We start from the raw sequence: 21150 nt of genomic DNA on the forward strand, positions 1-21150 counted from the left end.
TCGATTCTATGACGGGAGTCCAGAACAAAAACTTGCCTCAACCGGACAAACATTTGGCGTCATGGCTCCCGAGGCGCCGCCTCTTAATGCGCATGACCCACCTTGTGAGCCCTGGGAGCTGGCGTACGGGGCGCGACCAGCTGCTCCTCGCGTGGCGACGTGACGCCCTCGCGCAGTCATGGCGTGTGGCCTCGGACTGGTTCTGTCCCGAGGTCCTCGACCTCGTGCGGACGGCCTCGCGCTCGGCGCCCACCGCGGGCCTCGAGCCCGCGATCCGGGCCCTCGGACGCGCCCGCGCGGCGCAGGGCGTCGGCCCCGCCGAGGCCGTCACCGACCTCTTCGCGTTCTTCGGCGTGCTCGGGCTCCCGGCGCCTGCCGAGCTCGTGGCCGCCTTTGTCGAGACGTGGGCGGAGTTCGCCGAGGGCTGCGAGCCCGGCATCTCGTGCGTCGATCCCGGGACGGGCCTTTCGACGTGGGCCCACTTCCGCGCGCGCCTCTACGAGCTCTACGCGGAGGACGGCGCCGCCGCGCGCATCGTCGCGATGGTGCGGCTCCCCGTGGGGACGGCGAGCGTCACCTCGCTCCCGTGGAACGTCCAGGCCGTGGCGGGCCGCGAGGTGCTCGATGCGTTCGAGGGCTCCCCCGCCGTGCTCAGCCACACGGGCGCGACGATCGCGGCCCTCGTGCCTCGCGTCCACGGGACGTTCTCGCGGCTCCAGGACGCCGCGAACAGGCTCGACCGGGTCTTCACGGCGGAGTCGGGCCGGGGCTGCCGCCTCGACGTCGAGCCCCTCCCCCACGTCGCGGACGGGATCTCGCGGCTGCTCGACAGCCTGCGGCGCTAGCCCTTCAGCCCTTGGGCTTGCGCGAAATGCGCACCATGTCCTCGCGCGGGACCACCTTCACGCGCTCGCGCTGAACGGCCGTGCCCTTCTCCCCGGACTCTGCTGTGAACTTCTCCCCGAGCGACTTCTCGTGCGCGTCGAGCTCGTTCCAGCCGGCCCACGTGGTGAACTCGACGCCGCGCTCCTCGAGCAGCTTCATGATCGCGTGCTCGTCGGGGTTCTCGGCCGGCGGGAGCGAGTCGCGGTCTTCGAGGAGGCAGCCGATCGTCTCGAGCGCGTCGCCCTTCGTGTGGCCGATGAGGCCCACGGGCCCGCGCTTGATCCAGCCCGTCGTGTAGACGCCCGGCACCGCGGTGCCTTCCTCGTCGAGCACGCGCCCGCCGTCGTTCGGGATGACGCCCCGGCGAGCGTCGTACTCGAGCTCGGCGAGCTCGGAGCCGTGGTAGCCGATCGCGCGGTACACGGCCTGGACCGGGTAGTCCTCGAACTCGCCGGTGCCGTGCACGTTGCCTGTGCCGTCGAGTTCCATGCGCTCGAAGCGGATGCCGGCCACGTGGCCCGGCGTCCCGGGTGAGTCGTAGATCTCGACCGGGCTGTGCAGGAAGTGCAGGTGCAGGCGGCGCGACGCGCCCGTGTCCTGATCTTCGGCGATCCAGTTCGCGAGCGTGTTGACCATGGTCTTGACCTGGTTGTTCGTGCGGATCGCCTCGTCGGAGGCCTCGTCGAACTCGAAGTCCTCCGGGTACAGGACGATGTCCACGTCCCGGGAGTGGGAGAGCTCGCGGAGCTCGAGCGGCGTGAACTTGACCTGGGCCGGGCCGCGGCGGCCGAACACGTGCACATCCGTCACGGGGCTGCGCTTGAGGACCTGGTACACGTTGTCCGGGATCTCGGTGACGAGGAGATCATCGGCATGCTTCGAGAGCATGCGCGCCACGTCGAGGGCCACGTTGCCGTTGCCAAGGACCGCGACCTCCTTCGCGTCGAGCGGCCAGTCGCGGGGCACATCGGGGTGGCCGTCGTACCACGAGACGAAGTCGGCGCCGCCGAACGATCCCTCGAGGTCGGCACCCGGGATCTCGAGCTCGGCGTCCTTGATCGCGCCCGTGGCGAAGATCACGGCGTCGTAGAAGTGGCGGAAGTCGCTCAGCGTGACGTCGCGTCCGTAGGTCACGTTCCCGATGAAGCGGATGTCACCGCGGTCCAGGACCTTGTGCAGCGCGTTGACGATTCCCTTGATGCGCGGGTGGTCCGGGGCCACGCCGTAGCGGATGAGACCGTACGGCGCCGGGTACTGGTCGAACAGGTCGATGCTGACCTCGAAGTCTCCGTCCTTGACCTCGTTCGACTTCGTCAGGATGTCTGCCGCGTAGACCCCTGCGGGCCCGGCGCCGATGATGGCGACGCGCAGCGGTCTGGCGGCAGAGGCGTTGGTCACAGGGAGTCCTTCCAGCGGCGGGCGCACGTAGTAGGGCGCGCAGCCTCCTATTGTAGTTCGGGTGCAGAGTACGACGCTTCTTGGATTGGGCCCCGGAGTCGTCGTCGCGGTGGTCGTCTTCACCGTGTTGTCCGCCGCCGTGCACCGCTGGGCGCTCGACGGCGGGTGGTTCCCCCCGATCACGGCGAGCCTCCGCGCCGTGGTCCAGCTCGCCGTCGTCGCCCTCCTCGTCGCCCAACTCGGCCAGAACCCGTGGCTCGCGCTTCTCTTTGCCCTCGTGATGTACGCCGTGGCGGTCGTGACGTCCGGGCGGCGCGTCGACCCGCGGCGCTGGTGGTGGGCGGCGGCGCCCATCGCCGCCGGAGTCGCGCCTGCCGCCCTCATTCTCCTCGCGACCGGGGTTCTGCCGTTCGACGGCCTCGCGCTCATCGCGCTCATCGGCCAGCAGGTGGGCGGAGCGATGACGACGACGAGCCTCGCCGGGCGCCGCGTCCTCGCCGAGCTCTCGCTGCGGCGAGGCGAGGTCGAGGCCGCCGTGGCGCTCGGCTTCGAATGGCGGGCCGCGCGACTGCTCGTGGCCCGGCACACGGCGCGGGAGGCGCTCATCCCCGCGCTCGACCAGGCCCGGACGGTCGGGACGGTCGTGCTGCCGGGGGCGTTCGTGGGGATGGTGCTCGGGGGCGCGAGCCCGGTCGACGCAGCCATCGTGCAACTCGTGGTGCTCGTCTCGCTCGTGGCGGTCGGGGCGATCGCGGCGGCCGTCTCGCTTCAGCTGTGCGCGGCGGGCATGTGGAAGATCCCGGAAGGCTGATCGGCTGCGGAATAGCTGACAGGAGCAAAGCCGTTGTACGGTCGTGACCGTGACGCCAGATGCCCAGCCCGCCCAGCCACAGAAACTACAGGCCCAGGAAAGCCGGGGCGGCGCCGCGCCCGCTGCCTCACGCACGACGGCGGGGCTCATCTTTGGCATCGGAGCGTACGGCCTGTGGGGCCTCCTGCCGCTCTACTTCGTGACCCTCACGCCGGCCGGGCCGGTCGAGGTGGTCGCCGACCGCGTGGTCTTCTCCCTCGTGGTCTGCCTCGTGCTCATGGCGGTGACGCGCTCGTGGCGCTCGCTCGCCGCCGTCTTCCGTTCGCGCCGCTCCCTCGGCATCCTCACGCTCGCCGGTGTGCTCATCGCCGCCAACTGGCTCACGTACACGTACGGCGTACTGAGTGGCCAGGCCATTGAGGCCGCCCTCGGCTACTTCATCAATCCGCTCGTGAGCGTGCTGCTCGGCGTGCTCGTGCTCAAGGAACGGCTCCGTCCGCTCCAGTGGGCCGCCGTCGGCATCGGCTTCGTCGCGGTCCTCGTGCTCGCGATCGCGTATGGGCGTATGCCGTGGATCGCGCTCATCCTCGCGTTCAGCTTTGGCTTCTACGGCCTCGTCAAGAACCGGGTCGGCGCCACGGTGGACGCCGTCACGAGCCTCACGGTCGAGACCGTGGTGCTCACGCCGCTCGCGGTCGCCGCGATCGTGTGGCTCGGCGTGGCCGGTTCGCTCACGCTCGCTGGCAGCGGGCCCGGGCACTTCTGGCTGCTCGCCGCGAGCGGCATCGTCACGGCGACTCCGCTGCTCTTCTTCGGCGCGTCGGCTCGGCGGCTGCCCATGACCACGATCGGCCTCCTCCAATACGTGGCCCCGCTCCTGCAGTTCATCATCGCGACCACGATCCTCGGCGAGCACATGGGCCCCGAGCGCTGGGCCGGATTCGGGATCGTGTGGCTCGCGCTCATCGTCCTCACCGCGGACATGCTGCTCGCGGCGCAGCGCCGCCGCAGCGCGGTCAGGGCCGCCAGGGCACGGGCGGCAGACGCCGCCGGCGTCGAGCCCGTCGCCTGACCGTCCCTCCGGCCGCCTGACCGTCCCTCCGAGGCAAGACCGTTGGCTATGCGGGGCGGTCATGCCTCTTGGGGACGGTCAGGCCGAGAAAAGGGACGGTCGTGCTCCGTCGCGGTCACGCCAGCCGCCGTGCCCTCTCGAATCCCGCCACCACCTTCGCGGCGATGGCTCCCGGGACAGCCAGGTCAGCCCATCGCGCGCGAACGACCGTCCAGCCGTCTGACATGAGGGCGCTCTCACGACGCCGCTCCTCGAGAAGGGCGGCGTCGGTGGGCCGATAGTCGAAATATTTGGCCTCGCCATCGAACTCGAGGATCACGAGGACATCCGGCCACGCGAAATCGGCCCTGAACAGGCCTGCGGCCGTGGGGATCTCGAGCTGAAGCACGGGCGCCGGAAGGCCCGCCGCGAGCAGCGCGAGCCGCGTTCGAGTCTCGCCTGGCGACTCGGACCGCCGGTCGAGGAGGCCGAGGAGACGCTCGACCCGGGCGCCTCCCCGAACGGCCCCGGTCCGCTCGGACGCGGCTCGGATACCGTCGGGGCTCGCGCCGAGGCGCAAGGCATGGTCGCCGACGACGGCGGCGCGCTCGACGTCTAGCGTGCGCGCGCAATCGGCAACCGTGCGATCGATCGTCGTCGTTCGGGCAACGAGCCCATGGCCCACGGGGACCTCCAGAACGTCCTCGTCCGGCAGCCCGAAGCGGTGCGGGACTACGTCGGGGCTGTGGCTCGAACGGGAGACGGAGTAGGGCACCGTGACGTGGACCTCCTCGCCGCTGTTCCAGGTCGAACAACCTAGAAGCCGCGCGGACGAAACGTGGCTGTAGACCGAAGTTCCGCCGGTCGCGATCACATGCGCCTCGATCCGCAGCCTGTCCCGATCCCACGGCGCGAGCTGCTTCCAGAGTTCGCGGCGGACGTAGACGCCCCGCCGAACGCGAACAAGAAAACCGCCGCGGACGGCGGCCGTGAGCATCCGATGGTCGAGCCCGGCCATACGGAGCTGTCCGGCGGACGCGATGCGGGAGCCGGGCCATCGCGCAGCCAGGACATGAGGTAGCTCAAGAGGTGCCATGCGGGCAGTCTTGCGAATTGGCGAGGGCTCGTGGGGCCCCTCAGTTCCCTATGTGGATAACTCCGGCCGGGAGGACCAATCCCGCAGCTGCCACCGGCCTGACCGTCCCGCCGCACGAGCGTCCTGGGCTCCGGACAACCGTCCCTTGTGCCACGTGGCCGTCTCTCGACGGCTCAACCGTCGGCTATGCGGGACGGTTGTGCCTCTCGGAGACGGTCATGCCGCAGACGAGACGGTTGTGACGTGGGGATCGGTGCTCACGGGACGTCACCCGGCGCCGTCGTCCGCGCGTCGATCTCTGTGATCTCGACGCTCGTGCTGCGCCGGAGGACGCACGCGACCGTCGAGAGCTCGAAGGTCTCGAGGACGAGGGTCCGCAGCTCCTCGGGGTCGGCGTCCCCGCTGATGTCGACCTCGAGGCGGATTCCGGTCGAGGCGGTCATGGTCTCGTCAAAGCCGCCGTCCGCGCGGACGGCCACGGGACCAAGTCTGAGCCCCGCGAGCGTGGCCGCGGTGTGCAGGTCGTTGAAGAGGCACGCCGCGGCGGCAAGGTGGAGCACGTGCGCGCCCGTGGGGAGGCTCATGGCGATGCGAGCGGCGCCCGTCTTGTGGTGCCGGATGAGCAGATCGGCCGTGCCCGCGGGCACGAGGCCCTCCCCGACGACGGCCGTCGAAATGCTGGCCGCGTAATCCATGCCACCATGATGGGCCGCAGCGCGGGCGTTGCCCAGAGCCCGGCGCCACGGCCCTGGGACGGCTAGCCCGAGGCGGTCAGCCCAGGGGGCGGGACTCGGCTCCCTCGTACTCGAGCGGCACGACGACGAGGGGCACCGGAAGCGCGTGCAGGATCCGGTTCGCGGTCGTGCCGATGAACAGCCGGCGCCTCTGCGCGAGGCGGCTCGAGCCAATGATCACGAGCTCGCCGTCCACCCAATCGATGCTGTCCACAGCCTCCTCGAGCGAGCGCCCGTGAGCCACCTCGACCGTGGCCTCGTGGCCCGGCGGGAGCCGGTGGGCGGCCTGCTCGAGGACCGTGTTCGCGTGCCGGTGGGCGGCGTTGATGTTCTCGCCGTGCTCGCCCCGCTCGTCGAGCTCCACGAGGGAGACGAAGCGAAGCGGCACGTCGCGCCGCCCGGCGGCCACGAGCGCGACGTCGACGGCGGCGTCCGCACCCCGGCGGCGCCCGATGAACGCCGTGAGCCGCTCGATGGGCTCCATGCGGCGGTACCCGTGCGGAGCGAGGGCGACCGGGATGGGCGAGGCATGCAGCAGCGAGTTCGCGACGCTGCCCACGGTGTAGCGCTTGAACAGCCCGTTGCTCGCGGCGCCGACGACGATGAGCGCCGCCTCGAACTCGACCGCCGCCTCGATCAGCACGGCCGCGAACGAGTGGCCCTGGCGGACATGGAACTCGGCCTCGACGCCCGGCGGGATCATGCCAAGCGCCGCGCGCTGGGCCATGATGACCTGCTGCTCCTCGGCGTTGACGCGCCGCCCCTCGGGGTTGGCCGCGACGTACGGCGCGTTCTCGCCGAGGACGAGCATGAGATCGAGCTTCGCGCCCTGCGCACGGGCGATCGCGACGCCGAGTGCTACGGCGTCAGCGCCGCGCTCGTCCGGTTGGTAGCCGACCACGTACCGCATGTGAACCTCCCGTGCTAGACAGAGGAGACTCTACGCGTTCGCGCGGATCGCGGCCTCGAGGACATCGAGGCCGTCCGCGAGGAGCTCGTCGCCGATGACGAGGGGCGGGAGCAGGCGGATCACGTTCCCGTACGTTCCGCACGTGAGGATGATGACACCCTCCTTGAGGCAGTAGTCCGCGATCCGCTTCGTGACCTCGGCGTCGGGCTGCTTCGCCGTGGTCGCGCTGCCCGCCTTGACGAACTCGACCGCGAGCATGCCGCCGCGGCCTCGGATGTCCCCGATGATGCCGTCGCCGAGATCGTCGCGGAGCCTGGTGAGCCGGGCCTTGACCGTCGCTTCGATCTCGCGGGCGCGGCCGCGCAGGTCCTGCGCCTCCATGGTCTCGATCGCCGCAAGGGCCGCCGCGCACGCGACGGGGTTGCCGCCGTACGTTCCGCCGAGGCCGCCACTGTGGACGGCGTCGAGCAGTTCGGCGCGGCCCGTCACGGCGGAGAGCGGCATGCCGCCCGCGATGCCCTTCGCGGTCGTCACGAGGTCCGGCACGACGCCCTCGTGCTGGACCGCGAACCATTCGCCCGTGCGGCAGAACCCGGACTGGACCTCGTCCGCGATGAAGACGATCCCGTTCTCCTTCGCGAACTCGGCGATGCGCGGAAGGAAGCCCTCGGCCGGGACGATGAAGCCGCCCTCGCCCTGGATCGGCTCGATGATGATCGCCGCAACCTGGTCGGCGCCGATCTGCTTCTGGATCATGAGGATCGCGCGCTCGGCGGCCTCCTTGCCCGTGATCTGCGGGTTCTCCTCGCGGAACGGGTAGCTCATCGGGACGCGGTAGATCTCCCCCGCGAACGGGCCGAAGCCGTACTTGTACGGCATGGCCTTCGCCGTGAGGCCCATCGTGAGGTTCGTGCGGCCGTGGTACGCGTGGTCGAACGCGACGACAGCGTTGCGGCCCGTCGCGACGCGCGCGATCTTGACCGCGTTCTCGACGGCCTCGGCGCCCGAGTTGAACAGGACGGTGCGCTTGGCGTGGTCGCCGGGCGTGAGCTGGTTGAGCTTCTCCGCGACGGCGATGTAGCCCTCGTACGGCGAGACCATGAAGCATGTGTGGGTGAAGTGCTCCACCTGCTCCTTGACCGCCCCCACGACCGCGGCGTCGGAGGCGCCCACGGTCGTCACGGCGATGCCCGAGCCGAAGTCGATGAACGAGTTGCCGTCGACGTCGTGGATCACGCCGCCGTCGGCGTCGGCCACGTAGACCGGGACGGTCGATGCCACGCCCTTCGCGACGCTCGCGGCGCGGCGCGCGGCGAGCTCGAGGGACTTCGGGCCGGGGAAGTCCTTGAGGACCTGGCGCTTCTGCTCGAGGCGGTAGGTGATGTCCATCTGTGTGTGGTTCCTTTCTGGAAGCGCTACGCGTCGAGGTTGCTCATGACGTGCTTGACGCGCGTGTAGTCCTCGACCGAGTACATGGAGAGGTCCTTGCCGTAGCCGGACTGCTTGAAGCCCCCGTGCGGCATCTCGGCGGTGAGCAGGATGTGAGTGTTGATCCACACGGCGCCGAAGTCCAGGTCGCGCGCGAGCCGCATCGCGCGGCCGTGGTTGGACGTCCACACGCTCGAGGCGAGCGCGTAGTCGACGCCATTCGCGAGCTCAACCGCCTCGGCCTCCGCGGTGAACTTCTGCACTGTGGCCACGGGGCCGAACGTCTCCTTCTGGACCACGTCGTCGTCCTGGTGGACGCCCGTCACGATCGTGGGCTCGAAGAAGAAGCCCTTCTCCCCCGCCCGGTGGCCGCCGGTCTCGATCCGAGCGTGGCCGGGCAGCGACTCGACGACCCGGGTCACGGCGCCGAAGTGGCTCGCGTTGTTGAGGGGACCGAAGTAGTTCTCCTCGTCGTTCGCGTGGCCGGTCTCGAGCGTCCTCGTGTGCTCGACCATGAGCCGCACGAACTCGTCATGGGCCTGCTCCTCGACGAGCACGCGCGTGATCGCCGTGCAGTCCTGGCCCGCGTTGAAGAACGCGAACTCCGCGATCGCGGCGGCGGACTTCTTGAGGTCCGCGTCCGCGAAGACGACGGCGGGTGCCTTGCCGCCGAGCTCGAGGTGGGAGCGCTTGAGCCCCTTCGCAGCGCCGGCCGCTACCGCGATTCCCGCGCGGACCGAGCCCGTGATCGACACGAGGCCGGGCACCGGGTGCTCGACCATGAGCGATCCCGTGACCGCGTTCCCGAGCACGACGTTCACCACGCCGGCCGGGAAGATGCCCTGAATGAGCCGCGCGAGGACGAGCGTCGACTCCGGGGTGGTGTCGGACGGCTTGAGCACCACCGCGTTGCCGGCCGCGAGCGCGGGGCCGATCTTCCAGATGGCCATGAGGAACGGGTAGTTCCAGGGCGCCACCTGCGCAACGACACCGATCGGCTCGCGGCGCACGAACGACGTGTGGCCCTCGAAGTACTCGCCGGCCGACTTGCCCTCGAGCAGGCGCGCGGCTCCCGCGAAGAAGCGGAGCTGGTCGGCGCCCGCCGCGACCTCCTCGGCGGCGATGAGCGAGCGGACCTGGCCCGTGTTCCGGTGCTGGGCTTCGACGAGCTCGCTGCTCGCGCCCTCGACGGCGTTGGCGAGCTTGAGCAGGAGCCGCTGGCGTTCGCCCGGCGTCGTGTGCTTCCACGTCGCGAATGCGGCCTCGGCGGCGGCCATCGCGGCGTCGACGTCTGTCTGAACGGAGATCGGCGCCTTCGCGACCACCTCGCCGTTCGTCGGGTTGACGATGTCGAGCAGCTCGGTACCGGCCGGCGCGACGAATTCGCCGCCGATGAAGTTCTGCAAGGTCTGGACCACGGTGTCATTCCTCGATCGCTGGTCTGTCCCAACGCTGCAACGCTGGTTTCTGTACTGCACAGGTCTGTGGGGCCGAATCGGCCTTTTCCGAGACTAGGCGAGGCCCGGCTCGGACTGTATAGCCGAATGCACTGGGATCCCCGAGACTTATGGTGCGATCGGCCAGAGCCCGAATCTATAGTTGACGCATGGCTCTGACCCTCTCGACGCTCCTCGACGCCCCCGGCCTCGGGCTGACCCTCGCGGGCTCCGCGACTTCGACGCTCGGCCGCGAGATCGCGTGGGTCGCGGTCACCGAGCAGGAGAATCCGGCGACGTTCCTGAGCGGCGGCGAACTCGTGCTCACCACGGGGGTGCGGCAGAGGACGGCGGAGGAGCAGCGCCGCTTCGTCCGGGTGCTCCAGCGCGCGGGGGCCGTGGGCATCGGCTTCGGCGTGGGGCTAGGGCACGACGTCGTGCCGCACGCCCTCGTCGCCGAGGCGAACCGCTGGGGCCTGCCGGTCATCGAGGTCCCGTACCGGACCCCGTTCATAGCGCTCGGGAAGCTCGTCGCGGACTCACACTCCGCGGACCACCTCGCGAAGCTCGAGCGGCTCATTGCGGATCACCAGGTCCTGGCCCGCCCCCTGCTCACGGGCGGCGGGCTGCCCGAACTGCTCAAGCACCTCGGCGAGATGCTCGGAACCGAACTCGTGCTCACGCAGTTCACCGCCGAGCTCTACTCGAGCAGCCGCGACGCGGGCGCCCCGACCATGGACCGCTGGGTCCCGTTCCCTGTGCCGACCGGCCGCCGCGACGCGTGCACGCTGTGGGCCAAGAAGCCGTTCGACGACTCAGGCATCGTGAGCTACGCCCAGAACCTCATCAGCATCGAGCTCAACAACCTCACGAAGCAGCGCCAGGCCCAGCGAGCGCTCGCTGGGCAGGTGATGGCCGACGTCGTCCGCGGCGCCCTCGAGACGGACGAGGCGTCGCGCCGCCTCGCCGGGGTGGGCGTCAATTCCACGAAGCGCAACGTCGTGCTGCTCGCCGAGTCGGCGGCGCACCACAAGAACCTGCGCGGCACCACGCTGCCGGCAACGCTCGAGGGCGCCGTGACCGCGATCGTGGACCACGACCTCATGGTCGTCGTGGAGGACGACGGCGGCCGCGCGCCCAAGCTCGCACGGAACCTTGCGGATCACCTCGTCGAGGCGGGCATCCACGCGACGATCGGGATCGGCGGGAGCTACACGAAGCCGAACGGCCTGCGCTGGAGCTACTTCGAGGCCAAGGAGGCCGCGGCGCGGGGGCTCGAAGTCAACGAGCCTGAGCGCCTGAGCCTGACCTCGCTCCTGCTCTCGAGCGAGGACGTGCCGCTCGCGGACATGGCCGGGGAGGCGATCGGCCCGCTCGTGCGCTTCGACAAGCAGCACGGGTCCGAGCTCGTGCACACGCTCGAGACGTATCTCAACCTCAACGGCTCCGTGGCCTCGGTCGCGGACGAGCTCAGCCTGCACCGGAACACCGTGCGCTACCGGCTCGCGCAGATCGCCGAGCTCACGGGCTATGACCCGGCCGTCACGGCCGACCGGGTCCAGCTGTTCCTGGCCCTCGCGGTGCGGCGCGTCGCTAAGTCATAACCGGAGCTCCGCCGTTCGTCGCGCGACGACTACCGCTCGGCGCACGCGGGGTGATGCGAACATGTGGTGCAGCGCACGGGTCCCGGAATACTGTTCCGTGGACTGCCGGGAACCCGGCCCGGCCGAAAGCCTGGAGGAACCCGCATGGCGTGGCTTGACAGGGCGAACACCGTAGCGCACCCCGGATTCAACAGATGGCTGATACCTCCCGCGGCTCTTGCCGTGCACTTGTGCATCGGGCAGGCCTACGCCACGAGCGTCTACAAGACGGCCCTCGTCAAGCACTTCGGCGTGGGCCTGACGGAGATCGGCGTCGTGTTCTCGGTGGCCATCGTGATGCTCGGACTCTCGGCAGCCGTCATGGGGACATGGGTGGACCGCAACGGCCCACGCAAGGCAATGTTCGTCGCGGCGCTGTTTTGGGCGGGCGGCTTCCTCATCGGCTCGCTGGGCATCTTTTCGCACCAGCTGTGGCTCTTGTACCTCGGGTACGGCGTGATCGGCGGGATAGGACTCGGGATCGGCTACATTTCCCCCGTCTCGACGCTCATCAAGTGGTTCCCTGACCGGCCCGGGCTCGCGACGGGAATGGCCATCATGGGATTCGGTGGTGGGGCGCTCATCGCAAGCCCCCTCTCGACGGCCTTGCTCGCAGCATACGACCCGGCATCGTCCGCTCCCGGCGGCGTGGCCAGCGGTGAGGCCGTCGGCAAGCTCTTCCTCACGCTTGCCGTCGTGTACTTCGCCTACATGCTCTTCGGCGCGTTCACGATCAAGGTCCCGCCGAGCGGATGGGCGCCGGCCGGCTTCGATCCCGCCGCCGTCCGTGCGCACGCCCTCATCACGAAGTCCAACGTCACCGCCGCGAACGCGATCAAGACTCCGCAGTTCTGGCTCCTGTGGACCGTGCTTTTCTGCAACGTCACGGCTGGGATCGGCATCCTCGAGCAAGCTGCGCCGATGATCCAGGACTTCTTCCGCCGCCCCGGCGGGAGCTCCCTCGTGACGGCATCAGTTGCGGGCGGATTCGTGGGACTCCTGTCAGCCGCCAACATGGCCGGCCGATTCGCCTGGTCCGCGACCTCCGACGGCATCGGGCGCAAGCGCACGTACATGGGCTATCTCGGGATCGGAGCGGTCCTGTACGTTCTGCTCGCCTTTACCGGGTCCTCGACAACGGCCCTGTTCGTGGTCGTCGCCTTCGTCATCATCTCCTTCTACGGCGGGGGGTTCGCCACGGTGCCGGCCTACTTGCGCGACCTGTTCGGCACCCTCGAGGTGGGAGCCATCCACGGTCGACTGCTCACAGCGTGGTCCGCGGCCGGAGTTGTGGGCCCGCTCATCGTCAACGCCGTGCTCGACGCGCAGGGCACGCCGGGAAAACTGACCGCAGGGGCCTACCAGCCGGCCTTGCTCGTCATGGTGGGCCTGCTCGGGATCGGGTTCATCGCGAACCTCCTCATCAAGCCCGTCGACGGGAAGCACCACGAGCCGACGCCTGTTGCCGCCGGCGCCACGAGGGAGAACTGATATGAAGACCGCACGTGTGGCCCTCGGCTGGATCCTCGTGGGAATTCCGCTCATCTACGGCATCGCCACGACGCTCGTGAAGGCCGCGGCCCTGTTCGGCTGAAGGGCTCAGCTGGCGGCGACCCCCGCGCCCTCGGCCGAGATCGCGATCATCTCGTCGCGGGAGACGACCTTGACGCGCTCGCGCGCGATCGGGCCCTTGTGCGTCGGGGCGGGCTCGGCGGCGGCGCCGAGCGACTTCTCGTGCGCGTCGAGCGCGAGCCAGCCCTCCCACGTCGTGTACGCGACGTTGCGGCCCTCGAGCAGCGCGACAACCGACTCGGCGGTGGGCTCGGCGGCGGCCGGAAGCTCGTCGCGGGCGTCGAGGAGGTGACCGATGGTCTCGAGCGCGTCGCCCTTCGTGTGGCCGATGAGCCCCACGGGCCCGCGCTTGATCCAGCCGGTCGTGTAGACGCCCGGGACGAAGGCGCCGTCGGTGTCGAGGACCCGCCCGCCGTCGTTCGGGACGACGCCGCGGCGGTGGTCGAACTCGACGTCCGGAAGCGACGAACCGAAGTAGCCGATCGCGCGGTACACGGCTTGGACCGGGTACTCGACCGTCTCGCCCGTGCCGCGCACGTTGCCCGTGCCGTCGAGCTCGGTGCGCTCGAAGCGGATCCCGGCCACGCGGCCCGGCGTCTCGGCAGAATCCACGACCTCGACGGGGCTGTGCAGGAAGTGCAGGTGCAGGCGGCGCGAAGCCGTGAGCTCTTCAGGGTCCTCGGGCTGCTCGGCGATCCAGTTGGTGAGCGTGCCGACCATGGTCTTGACCTGGTTGTTGCTCTGAATCTCGCGGTCGGAGGCCTCGTCGAACTCGAAGTCCTCGGGGTACAGGACGATGTCGACGTCGTGCGAGTGCGAGAGTTCGCGGAGCTCGAGCGGCGTGAACTTGACCTGCGCGGGGCCGCGGCGGCCGAACACGTGCACGTCCGTGACCGGGGACTCCTTGAGGATCCGGTAGACGTTGTCGGGAATTTCTGTGACAAGCAATTCGTCGGCGTGCTTCGAGAGCACGCGAGCCACGTCGAGCGCGACGTTGCCGTTGCCGATGACCGCGACCTCCTTCGCGTCGAGCGGCCACTCGCGCGAGACGTCGGGGTGGCCGTCGTACCACGAGACGAAGTCCGCAGCGCCAAACGAGCCCTCGAGCTCGATGCCCGGAATGTTGAGGTCCGCGTCCTTGATGGCGCCAGTCGCGAAGATCACGGCGTCATAGTGGCGGCGCAGGTCCTCGAGCGAGAGGTCCGTGCCGTAGTCGACGTTGCCGAAGAAGCGGATGTCGCCGCGGTCAAGAACCTTGTGCAGCGCATTGACAATGCCCTTGATGCGCGGGTGGTCCGGCGCGACGCCGTAGCGGATGAGGCCGTACGGCGCGGGGTAGCGGTCGAAAAGGTCGGTGCTGAGCCTGAGCTCGCCCGACGCGACGGGCGCGCTCTTGGTCAGCAGGTCCGCGGCGTAGACGCCGGCCGGACCGGAGCCGACGACGGCAACGCGCAATGGCCTGTGAACAGAGCCGCGCTCGGCCGTACCTCGGGCGGGGGCTGGGGTGGTGTTCGACACTGCGGTGTTCCTTAAGGGTGGCGGGTCGGTTAAGGGTGGCGGGTGGGTTAAGGGTGGCGGGGTGGGTTGATAGACCAGAGTGGGCTAAACGCCCGTCAGTTGGTCTGGGTGTGATGGCCGGGGCGGGTGAAGAGCTGTTCGCGGAAGTTGGCCGGCGCGAACGGACTCACGCGCACGACGTCCCCGATCACGATCACAGCGGGATTCGCGACGCCGACGGCGGCCGCCTGCTCGGCGATCGTCCCGAGCGTGCCGATCGTGACGCGCTGTTCCGGCGTCCAGCCGTTCTCGACGATCGCCACGGGGGTCTCGGCGGGCAGGCCGTTCCGGCGCAGCTGCTTGACCGAGTGCCACAGCCGGCGGACCCCCATGAGCAGCACGATCGTGTGGTCGGGCCGTGCCGGGAGTTCGGCGAGCTCGTCGTGGCCCGTCACGACGCTGAAGCCCGTCGCGAGGCCGCGGTGCGTCACGGGGATGCCCGCGGCGGCAGGCACGGAGATCGCGCTCGTGACCCCCGGGACCACCTCGACGTCCACGCCGTGCTCGCGGCAGAACTCGGCCTCCTCGCCGCCGCGGCCCAGGACGTACGGGTCGCCGCCCTTGAGCCGCACCACGACGTTCCCGGCCTGGGCCTCGTCGACGAGGATGCGGTTGATCTCCTCCTGCGTCGCGATATGCGCTCCGGGGGCCTTGCCGACCTCGATAACCCGGACGCCCTCGGCAAGCTCCTCGAGCAGTCCGCGCGGTCCGAGCCGGTCCGCGACGACGACGTCCGCTTCCGCGAGGAGCTGCCGCCCGCGAACGGTGATGAGCCCGACGTCGCCCGGGCCGCCACCCACGAGCGCCACGCGGCCGGCAGCCTGCCCAGCAGGGAGCCCAGCGCCGCGGCGATGGCGGCGCAGTGGGAGCCGCCCGGTCTTGAGCGCGAGCACGATCGCGTCCTTGAGCGCCTTCGCGCGCCGCGGGTCTCCGCCGGCGTTGACGGCGATCGTGACGTCGTCCACGCGCGCTGAGGCCGGCGTCCACGCCGCCGAGGCCTCGTGGTCCGAGGCGTTGACGCACCACACGCGGTGCTCCTCGGCCTCGGCCGCGACCCGCGCGTCGACTGCGGGGACGCCGGTCGCGGTCTGCGCGAACCACACGCCGTCCAGATCCTCCGTCGCGTACTCGCGGCGCACCCACGTGAGGAGGCCTGCGTCCGCGAGCCGCGCGACGCCGTCGCCCGCTTCGGGGGCGACGACGGTCACCGCGGCGCCCGCGTCGAGGAGTGCCTGCGCACGACGCGCGGCAACCCGGCCCGCGCCGACCACGAGGACGGGCTTGCCGAGGAGCCGCAGCGAGGTGGGGAAGAGGTCGCGGCCGCTCATCGCGAGCCTCCCGCGAGGAGCCCCTGGCGCGTCATCTGCTTCCCCCCGCAAGTAGCCCGCGGCGAAGCAGCAAGCGCCGCTCGACCGGACCGAAGACGACGAGCTCGACGAGGATCCCGACCGCGAGGATTGCAAGGATGGCGCCCATGACGATGCCCATGTCACTGAGCGTACGGCCCTGGTCGAGCAGCGAGCCGAGGCCGAAGCCGAGGCTGCCGCCCACGGCGATGATCTCCGCGGCCATGAGCGAGCGCCACGAGAACGCCCAGCCCTGCTTGAGGCCCGCGACGTAGCCCGGCAGCGACGCGGGCAGGATGACCTGGAGCGCGAGCTCGAGCCGAGAGGCTCCCAGAACCTTCGCGACCGAGCGGTAGTGCGGCGGGATCTGGTCGACGCCCGCGATGAGGCCGTTCACGATCGACGGGATCGCGCCCATGAGCACCACGAAGTACACGGTCGCGTCCGTGAGCCCGAACCAGATGATGGCGGCGGGAACCCACGCGACGGACGGGAGCACCTGGAGGCCCGAGACGAGCGGCCCGAACGCGCGGCGCAGTGGGCGGACCTGGGCGAGCAGGAGGCCCAGCGGCGTGCCCACGAGCACGGAGACGGCGAAGCCGAGCAGGCCGCGGCCCAAGGACGTCGCGATGGCCTGCTGCAGCTGGCCCTCGTTCCAGAGCTGGCCGAGGCTCGCGGCGACGTCGAGCGGGCCGGGCACGAGGTCGTGCCGCTTGAGGCCGAGCGTCGAGACGATCTGCCACACGAGCAGGAGCACCACGACGGCGCCCACCGGCAGGACCGCCCGGCTCCAGTCGCGCGTGCGGCGCGAGCTCTCGGACTGGAGCTCGTCGAGGCCGGCCTCGAGGGCGCGGAGCTCATCGGCGGAGGGGTCGGCGGTGCCCTCGGCCACGACGCGGCGCGTTTCGGACCCGCGCGGGACGTCGAGCTCGGTCACGTTACTTGCCATGGCGTCGGATCTCCTCGCGCAGGCGGGCGGTGATGCTTGCCGTCAAGGCGGCGGCAGCGGCGGCGTCGTCCTTCACGGCGCCGGGCACGTCCCACTCGCTCACCACACGGCCCGGGCGGGAGGAGAGCAGAAGGACGCGCTGGCCGAGGCGCACGGCCTCGCGCACGTTGTGCGTGACGAAGATGATGGTGCGGCCGGTCTCGCGCCAGATGCGCGTGAGCTCCTCGTGCAGGAGGTCGCGCGTGATGGCGTCGAGGGCCGCGAAGGGCTCGTCCATGAGGAGGACCTCGCGGTCCTGGCTGAGCGCGCGGGCCAGGGCGACGCGCTGGCGCATGCCGCCCGAGAGCTCGTGCGGGCGCTTGTCCGCGGCCTCGCCGAGGTGGACGAGGTCGAGGAGCTCCGCCGCGCGGGTGCGCCGCTCGGCCTTGCCGACCCCGCGCAGCTTGAGCGCGAGCTCGACGTTGCCGCGAGCCGTGAGCCACGGGTACAGCGCGGCGTCCTGGAACATGAACGCGGCGCCGTCCGCGGGCACCTCGAGCGCACCCGCGCTGGGCCGCTCGACGCCCGCGATGATGTTCAGGAGCGTCGACTTGCCGCAGCCCGACGCGCCGAGCAGGGCCACGAACTCGCCGGTGGCGATCGTCGCGTTGACGCCGTCGAGCACGGGCGCGCCGTCGCCGAAGCGCTTGCCGAGGTTCTCAAGCAGTACGGTCATGTCGCTCCTAGTCCTGTCCCAGCCCGGCCGCGCTGACCTTCGGCTGCCCCGAAACCCGGTTGAGCGCGCGGAGGTCGAAGAGGCCGTTGAGGTCCGCGGTCTTCGTGACGCCCGCGGTGACCCCGTCCTGGAGCAGCTTGGGGTAGGCGCCGGCGAGCGGGTCGACGGTGAACGTGATGTTCTCGAGCGCGCGGGTGATGACGTTCGCGGGCAGTTCCTGGCCCGCCGCCTTGAGCGCGGCGTTGACGGCCTGCGCCTTCTCGGCGGCGCTCGCATGGTTGAGCCAGGCGACCGCCTTGGCGTTGCCCGCCAGGAGCGCCTCGACGGTCTGCGGGTGCTCGGCCGCGAACTTCTTGTTGACCACGAGGATCGTGGTCGGGAACAGGCCGGGCTTGCCGGTCTGCGAGCCGTCCCACAGCGACTTCTCATCGACGAGCACGTGCGCGCCGGCCTCGAGCACGAGGCGGGACGCCCACGGCTCGGGCAGCCACGCGCCGTCGAGCTTTCCGCCCTGGAAGAGCTTGAGCGTCTGCGCGTTGTCGGTCGGGTTGATCGTGACGTCACCCGTGCCGTTCGGCGTGGTCTTGAGGCCCTGCTTCGCGAGCCACGCGCGCAGCGCGACGTCCTGCGTTCCGCCGAGCTGGGGGCTCGCGAGGGTCTTGCCCTTGAGCTGCCCCGCGTCGGTGATGCCGGGCTGGACCACGAGCTGCGCCCCGCCGGCGGCCGCGCCCGCGATGACGGAGACGGACTCGCCGTGGCTCTGCACGAACGAGTTGATCGCCGGGTTCGGGCCGAGGTACGCGGCGTCGATCGCGCCCGCGTTGAGCGCCTCGATGGCCGCGGGCCCCGCGTTGAACGTCTGGGTCGTGACGCTGTTCGTGCGCGCGTCCTTGAGCGTCTGGCCGATGAGGCCCTGCTGGACGCCGACGAGCGCGGGCGCGTGCGTCACGTTCGCGAAGTAGCCGAGCCTGAGCTGGGCGGCAGGCGTGCCCTGGCCCGCGGCGGCCTGGGTGGGGTTCGCGGCGGAGTTGGCGTTCGCCGTCGTCAGCGCGGCGACAACCGCGAGCACGAGGACGAACGCGGCGCCCAGCCCGATCTGAAGGCCTCGGCCGCGCTGGGCGCGGCTCGACTCCGTCTCGGCGGTGATGCGGACGGTGGGCGGCCTCGGCTCGGCCTCGGTGTCTGGGGTGGGGCTCTTGCTCATAGGGGGAGTCCTCGGGGTTCTCGCAGGATGTCGGAAGGTCGGGAGGGCCTAGCGACGGGCCCGACATCGGGGCATTCGCCCCTCGGCGCGGGTCAGGAGTCTGCGGAACATGTGTTCCAGCGTAGGGACGGGGTTTCGGCACCCCCAAGGGTCCGGTCACGCTCGTTCACGGTGCGTCACGCAGCGTCACACAGGGACAGCGCCTGCATGGTGCGTTCTGGCCGAGATCGGTCTAAAGGGTTGGCGGGGCCAGGCCAACGAATTTAACGTTTCAACGAGAAAGCGCTTTCCGGTAAGAATTCGTGCAGGCAACGACGCCAAAGGGGATCCCACCGTGTCCACGAACCCTCGAACCACCTCGCCACTCACCGCCCCACCGATCGCCCGGCGCACCGTGCTGGGCCTCATGGGCGCCGCCGCAGGTGCCGCGGCTCTGCCGCTCGCCGCTCCCCCGCGTGCCACCGCGGCCGACGGCGCCGACGTCACCCTCGCGGACAACGGCACCACGGTCACGCTGGGCAACGGCATCATCCAGTTCACGGTCGTCAAGGCGACGGCCGAGATCAAGGACCTTCGCCTCGTGGGGAGCAGGCACGGCAACGAGAACCTCAACCTGTTGAGCGGCTCGCACGGCCACGGCTACACGACGTTGAACTACACTGGCGTCTCCGCAGCCGGTGGGATGTCGGGGGCGAGCTTCCGCGTGGTCAGCCAGAGCCCGGACCGGATCGAGGTCTCGGTCCTCGCGAACGATCCAGCCAAGCTCAGGTTCTACCTCGACCTCCGGATCGCGCTTGAGCGCGGCGCCTCGGGGATGCACCAGTACTGGATCGTCAAGTACACGGACAACATGCCGGACAGGCTCTCGTTCGGCCAGCTTCGGTACGCCTTCGCCGCGGACGATCCGGCGTTCCGGTGGTTCCAGGTCGACGACGCGCGCGGCATCCAGCAGCGCCCGAGCCTGTACGACGCGGCCCACTGGACCACGCTGCAGGACACGACGTACGCGCTACCCGACGGCTCGATCTGGTCCAAATACCAGAACGTCTCCAACCTCGAGGGCGACAACCACGTCTTCATGATCTCGAACGGCTCCGTGGGCCTCTCACTCATCCAGGCCAGCAAGGAGGCGTTCGGCGGGCCCACGCGCCAGGAGCTCACGTGCCACGACTACTACAACGGCATGATCCTGCTGTGGCACCCGCTCACGAGCCACTACGGCGAGCCCGAAGTCGCGCCGGAGCGCGGCTGGGAGAAGGTCTACGGCCCGTTCTACCTCCATGTCGGCGAGGCGGCCGAGGGAGACGAGCGCGCGAACGTCGCCGCGCTCTGGGAGGACGCGAAGCGGGCCTCCGCGCGCGAGCAGGCCGTCTGGCCCTACGCGTGGGTAAGCGATCCCTCCTACGCGGCGCAGGAACGCGCAACCGTCAGCGGCAAGCTCACCGTGGCCTCGCTCGGAGCGGTGGACAACGGCTGGGCCGTCCTCTACCAGCCGGGCCCGGACCGCCCGTACCAGGGCGTGACGCTCGACGGCACGGACTGGCAGTACCTCAACCTCGACTACATCTACTCCGCGAAGATCGGCCCCGGCGGCCGCTTCACGATCCCGGCCGTCCGCCCCGGAACCTACACGCTCGCGGCGTTCACGAGGGGGGCCATGGGCGAGTACCGGCGCGAGAACATCACGGTCGCGGCCGGCACGAACCTCGACACGGGCAACCACGTGTGGCAGCCCGCGAGCCACGGGCCGACGCTGTGGCAGCTCGGGACGCCGGACCGCACCTCTGAGGAGTTCTACATCCACGGCGGCCCGGACGGCTTCCGCCGCACGCTCACGTGGCTCGAGTACCCGTACGAGTTTCCGAACGGGGTCGACTTCACGATCGGCGTGGACGATCCCGCGAAGAAGTGGAACTATTTCCACCCGGCGGTCAAGACGCCGGGCACGGCGACCCAGCTAGCGTGGCGCGGCACCGTGCCGAACCGCGAGCTCGAGGCGTGGAAGATCCACTTCGACGCCCACCGGTACGAGCGGGGCACGGGCTACCTCGACATCGCGCTCGCGGCGCAGGTCTTCGCGACGCTCGAGGTCACGCTCAATGGGACGTCGATCGCCTCGATAGACCCGCTTCCGGGCGTCCCCGGCGATAACTCCTCGTACCGGCTCGTGGCCCGCTCGATGTACCGCGGGCTTCCCGCGATCACGTTCCCGGCCACTCTCATCCAGGAGGGCGAGAACGTCCTCACGCTCGCGCACACGAGGCCGCCGCAGGCGCCCACCTCGGACAACTGGATGCAGCCCATGGCCGGAATCATGTACGACGCGATCCGACTGCAGGTCAACGAGGGCCAGTAGGCGTGCTCCGGCCCACTTATCCCGACGCCACTTCGGCGTCGGGGCGCGACGCGCCGTCT

Annotated in this window: 18 protein-coding genes; 7 read left to right on the top strand and 11 right to left on the bottom strand. The window is 70.2% G+C overall.

Features of this window, described 5'->3' with window-relative positions; genetic code table 11:
• Positions 1-92: 92 nt before the first annotated feature.
• Positions 93-845, top strand: coding sequence for an RsbRD N-terminal domain-containing protein (locus ACOKR1_RS16485; protein WP_422934009.1), 753 nt, complete (start codon positions 93-95; stop codon positions 843-845).
• A 4-nt stretch (positions 846-849) separates the two neighbouring features.
• Here ACOKR1_RS16485 and ACOKR1_RS16490 read toward each other — a convergent pair whose 3' ends face one another.
• Entirely contained in the window at positions 850-2283 is a 1434-nt protein-coding gene (locus tag ACOKR1_RS16490) for an FAD-dependent oxidoreductase (RefSeq protein ID WP_422934010.1), read from the bottom strand.
• A 61-nt stretch (positions 2284-2344) separates the two neighbouring features.
• On the opposite strand from ACOKR1_RS16490, the gene ACOKR1_RS16495 reads away from it, so the two are divergent.
• Together ACOKR1_RS16495 and rarD are read left to right on the top strand one after the other, a co-directional pair.
• On the top strand, positions 2345-3094 hold the full coding sequence (locus ACOKR1_RS16495; protein ID WP_422934011.1) for an ABC transporter permease: 750 nt from the start codon (positions 2345-2347) through the stop codon (positions 3092-3094).
• A 49-nt stretch (positions 3095-3143) separates the two neighbouring features.
• Positions 3144-4166: an EamA family transporter RarD gene (rarD, locus tag ACOKR1_RS16500; protein ID WP_422934012.1), complete on the top strand. Its 1023-nt coding sequence runs from the start codon at positions 3144-3146 to the stop codon at positions 4164-4166.
• A 115-nt stretch (positions 4167-4281) separates the two neighbouring features.
• On the opposite strand, the gene ACOKR1_RS16505 is transcribed toward rarD, so the two are convergent.
• From ACOKR1_RS16505 to ACOKR1_RS16525, 5 genes are all read right to left on the bottom strand, one after another.
• Positions 4282-5241, bottom strand: coding sequence for a hypothetical protein (locus tag ACOKR1_RS16505; protein WP_422934013.1), 960 nt, complete (start codon positions 5239-5241; stop codon positions 4282-4284).
• A 257-nt stretch (positions 5242-5498) separates the two neighbouring features.
• Positions 5499-5936 (bottom strand): OsmC family protein, encoded by a 438-nt coding sequence (locus ACOKR1_RS16510; RefSeq protein ID WP_422934014.1) that lies wholly within the window; start codon positions 5934-5936, stop codon positions 5499-5501.
• Positions 5937-6012: 76 nt separating this feature from the next.
• A complete protein-coding gene (locus tag ACOKR1_RS16515; RefSeq protein WP_422934015.1) occupies positions 6013-6885 on the bottom strand; it encodes a universal stress protein in 873 nt (290 codons plus the stop codon).
• A 30-nt stretch (positions 6886-6915) separates the two neighbouring features.
• Positions 6916-8274, bottom strand: a complete 1359-nt coding sequence (gabT, locus tag ACOKR1_RS16520) for a 4-aminobutyrate--2-oxoglutarate transaminase (RefSeq protein WP_422934016.1) — start codon at positions 8272-8274, stop codon at positions 6916-6918.
• 26 nt (positions 8275-8300) lie between these two features.
• Positions 8301-9731, bottom strand: a complete 1431-nt coding sequence (locus tag ACOKR1_RS16525) for an aminobutyraldehyde dehydrogenase (protein ID WP_422934017.1) — start codon at positions 9729-9731, stop codon at positions 8301-8303.
• A 188-nt stretch (positions 9732-9919) separates the two neighbouring features.
• Between ACOKR1_RS16525 and ACOKR1_RS16530 the strand changes: the two genes are divergently transcribed.
• From ACOKR1_RS16530 to ACOKR1_RS16540, 3 genes are all read left to right on the top strand, one after another.
• Positions 9920-11353 (top strand): PucR family transcriptional regulator, encoded by a 1434-nt coding sequence (locus tag ACOKR1_RS16530; protein ID WP_422934018.1) that lies wholly within the window; start codon positions 9920-9922, stop codon positions 11351-11353.
• Positions 11354-11497: 144 nt separating this feature from the next.
• Positions 11498-12883, top strand: a complete 1386-nt coding sequence (locus tag ACOKR1_RS16535; RefSeq protein ID WP_422934019.1) for an OFA family MFS transporter — start codon at positions 11498-11500, stop codon at positions 12881-12883.
• A 1-nt stretch (position 12884) separates the two neighbouring features.
• Entirely contained in the window at positions 12885-12986 is a 102-nt protein-coding gene (locus ACOKR1_RS16540; protein ID WP_422934020.1) for an MFS transporter small subunit, read from the top strand.
• Between the two features lie 5 nt (positions 12987-12991).
• Here the strand turns inward: ACOKR1_RS16540 and ACOKR1_RS16545 are convergent, their stop codons facing one another.
• The 5 genes from ACOKR1_RS16545 to ACOKR1_RS16565 form a co-directional block, all read right to left on the bottom strand.
• The gene (locus ACOKR1_RS16545) at positions 12992-14482 is read right to left on the bottom strand and encodes an FAD-dependent oxidoreductase (RefSeq protein ID WP_422934021.1); all 1491 of its coding nucleotides are present in this window, start codon (positions 14480-14482) and stop codon (positions 12992-12994) included.
• Positions 14483-14577: 95 nt separating this feature from the next.
• A complete protein-coding gene (gene cobA / locus ACOKR1_RS16550) occupies positions 14578-15849 on the bottom strand; it encodes a uroporphyrinogen-III C-methyltransferase (protein WP_422934022.1) in 1272 nt (423 codons plus the stop codon).
• Positions 15850-15880: 31 nt separating this feature from the next.
• Positions 15881-16816 (bottom strand): ABC transporter permease, encoded by a 936-nt coding sequence (locus ACOKR1_RS16555; protein ID WP_422934023.1) that lies wholly within the window; start codon positions 16814-16816, stop codon positions 15881-15883.
• Complete coding sequence (locus ACOKR1_RS16560; protein ID WP_422934024.1) at positions 16806-17531, bottom strand: ABC transporter ATP-binding protein; 726 nt, start codon at positions 17529-17531, stop codon at positions 16806-16808. The genes ACOKR1_RS16555 and ACOKR1_RS16560 overlap by 11 nt, the downstream gene beginning before the upstream one ends.
• Before the next feature lie 7 nt (positions 17532-17538).
• Positions 17539-18735 carry an ABC transporter substrate-binding protein gene (locus ACOKR1_RS16565; RefSeq protein ID WP_422934025.1) on the bottom strand — a complete coding sequence of 399 codons (1197 nt, stop codon included), beginning with the start codon at positions 18733-18735 and terminating at the stop codon, positions 17539-17541.
• A gap of 334 nt (positions 18736-19069) precedes the next feature.
• Here ACOKR1_RS16565 and ACOKR1_RS16570 point away from each other — a divergent pair, with 334 nt between their 5' ends.
• Positions 19070-21091 carry a polysaccharide lyase family protein gene (locus ACOKR1_RS16570; protein ID WP_422934026.1) on the top strand — a complete coding sequence of 674 codons (2022 nt, stop codon included), beginning with the start codon at positions 19070-19072 and terminating at the stop codon, positions 21089-21091.
• Positions 21092-21150: the final 59 nt, after the last annotated feature.

This window comes from Sinomonas sp. P47F7 (assembly GCF_049332655.1).
Taxonomy (GTDB): Bacteria; Actinomycetota; Actinomycetes; order Actinomycetales; family Micrococcaceae; genus Sinomonas.